Raw genomic sequence first — 2,307 nt, 5'->3', positions numbered from 1 at the left:
AAACTCTCCATAAAAGTAAAGTTTGAAAGCTCATTAGCTTTGCTAGCGTATCATCTATAAGATGATATCTATTGTTTGTCCTTGTCACTAACAGATGTTAGTAAACAAAGTTTATTGATTAACGTCTTGCTTGTTCAGTTTTCAAGGTTCATGTTCAGTTCACTCATTAGCGAACTTTTATATCTTATCAAACTCTCATAGTTTTGTCAACATTTTTTATTAAGATGTTTAACATAACTTCGTTGCAGTTAATAGCAACTTAATTATTGTATCATATCGTTTTAGAATGTCAATAAAAATTTTATCTAATTTAGAAGATTGATATCATTTTTTGTCGTTTTATTTCAGCGACTTAATCATATTATCATTTAAATGCATAGCAGTCAATAGTCTATCTTCTTTTCTTTAAAAATATTAATAAAAATTTAAATCTAGCATTTTATTGATTGCCTTGTATAAGTTAATTTAGGACGAAATATCTTCAATTCATATTAAAAATACAATAGTAGAAATTATCTATGAAAGTTTAATATTGAAATTCCATTTTCTTCTATAAATAACCACTGGACAGTATTTCTCCTTTACGTTTCAAATGCAAAAAGCGGTTCTTACAGTCATTACGACTTTAGAACCGCTCGATCTTTTAAAGACCTTATAATTAAGTTAATGATTTATTATCTTTTAATTTTGCTAATAGACGACAACCATCTTACAATAGCTTATCATTAATTCTTATGTACAATACGTCTATGTAGATGCTGTTGTGATCTATTTGGAAACATCAAGATCAAAAGAACTGGATAAACAATCATTAATGGGCATGAAATATTTTAATAGCATCATTGTTACCATGTTCATTCAGTTAGTTTCTGCAAAAAAAATGAATTCCAATCATCTACTATTTATGTGGTGGGTTTGAGTTTGTAAGGTGAGCATCAAACATATCAATTATTTCAAGGAACCTGTCAGCTTCACGAAAAACATGGTCTGCTAATAGTGGATGAATGATACTCTTTATTTTACATTGCTCAATTAAATCACGTGCCGTTTTCTTGAAGTCCCGAAGAGATGAGACCGATACACGATTTTGATCCAAGAATTGATCTAAAAGAGGAACTGTTTGAGATTGAGGCTTCATAGATTCTAAGTCCCTTGCTTGATACATTGACTGATCAAAATCATTGCTGAAATCTCGTGCTGTATCAATTAGTTTCCTTTCAGACGGATCTAGCAGGTGACCAATAAATTTAGCATGATCAGCCAATTCTTAAAAAGAAAACATTTTCTTTAATAATGGCATCAGGTAGCGGTTTCATTTTACCTTCATTTAATTCACTTAATCGTTTTCTAAAATAATTTGCTTCCCTACTTGTATGATCAACTAATAATGGAAAATTATTCGCCCCTGTCATTTTACACGCGAGAATTAATCCTAATATTTTTCGTTTAAAGAAGAAAATACTGCATGCAGCTTGATGTACCTCTGAATTAAACTGCCTTATTTGTTTAGGATCTGTTTGATTGTTAAAGAAATGAGCGGTTTGTTCTATTTTCTCAAACAATCTGTAAAATTGATTAGCTTCCTGGATTAGTTGAGTATCTTCTGCTCTAAAACCTAATCGAAGGAATAAAGAATGTTCTTTTATAATCCTAGACCAAAAGCGAATTTCATTTAACGATCGTTCAACAAACATTCCAGATGTAACACCTGTATCAACATGTTTTAACTTTTCATCTCCAATCATTCCAAAACCTCCAAGTAAAAACCGTATTCCTCTATTCTTATTAACAAAGTCATATAAATATAACAAAAAAATTGGTTCTACGACAAATATTGAAGAAAGAGCTTCAAACAGACAAGGAAGTTGATTTCGACTTTAAAAATTGACTAGTTATGAAAAATTGTAGTCAATTTCTTTATCATTCCTTTCTTTACTTTTTAATTCGAATGCCCCAAATATAAGGCCTTTTCACATGTTTCTCATCCCCTTACCTAGAAATAAATATAATTATACTAAGTCAAAATAGATCTAAGACAAAAAGGTGTTACCTCCAATAGTAGAAATAAATTTAGTTTGCTAATAATAAGAGTATTTTGGGAATTTGTTAAGTTACTTCAAATGTATTTTCTTTGTTAATCACTACAACAAGAATATTTTGCAATAAAAAAATGAGAAGAAAACTTATAGTTTTCTTCTCATTTCTATTGAGTTGCCTAGCAACGTCCTACTCTCGCAGGGGGACAGCCCCCAACTACCATTGGCGCTAAAGAGCTTAACTTCTGTGTTCGGCATGGGAACAGGTGTG

1 rRNA gene and 1 pseudogene are annotated in these 2,307 nt (G+C 30.6%); both read right to left on the bottom strand.

The features are described 5' to 3' along the window. Positions 1-898 precede the first annotated feature (898 nt). A pseudogene (locus ACIQ4I_RS20690) lies at positions 899-1,745 on the bottom strand (DUF2935 domain-containing protein). 468 nt (positions 1,746-2,213) lie between these two features. Further along, positions 2,214-2,307: ribosomal RNA gene (gene rrf, locus ACIQ4I_RS20685) — 5S ribosomal RNA — on the bottom strand; the annotation flags it as partial.

Origin of the sequence: Rummeliibacillus sp. NPDC094406 (assembly GCF_044763875.1) — a bacterium.
In the GTDB taxonomy this organism is placed as follows: domain Bacteria; phylum Bacillota; class Bacilli; order Bacillales_A; family Planococcaceae; genus Rummeliibacillus.
Note: the sequence above shows the minus strand (reverse complement) of the source record. Positions and strands in the feature narration are given on the sequence as shown.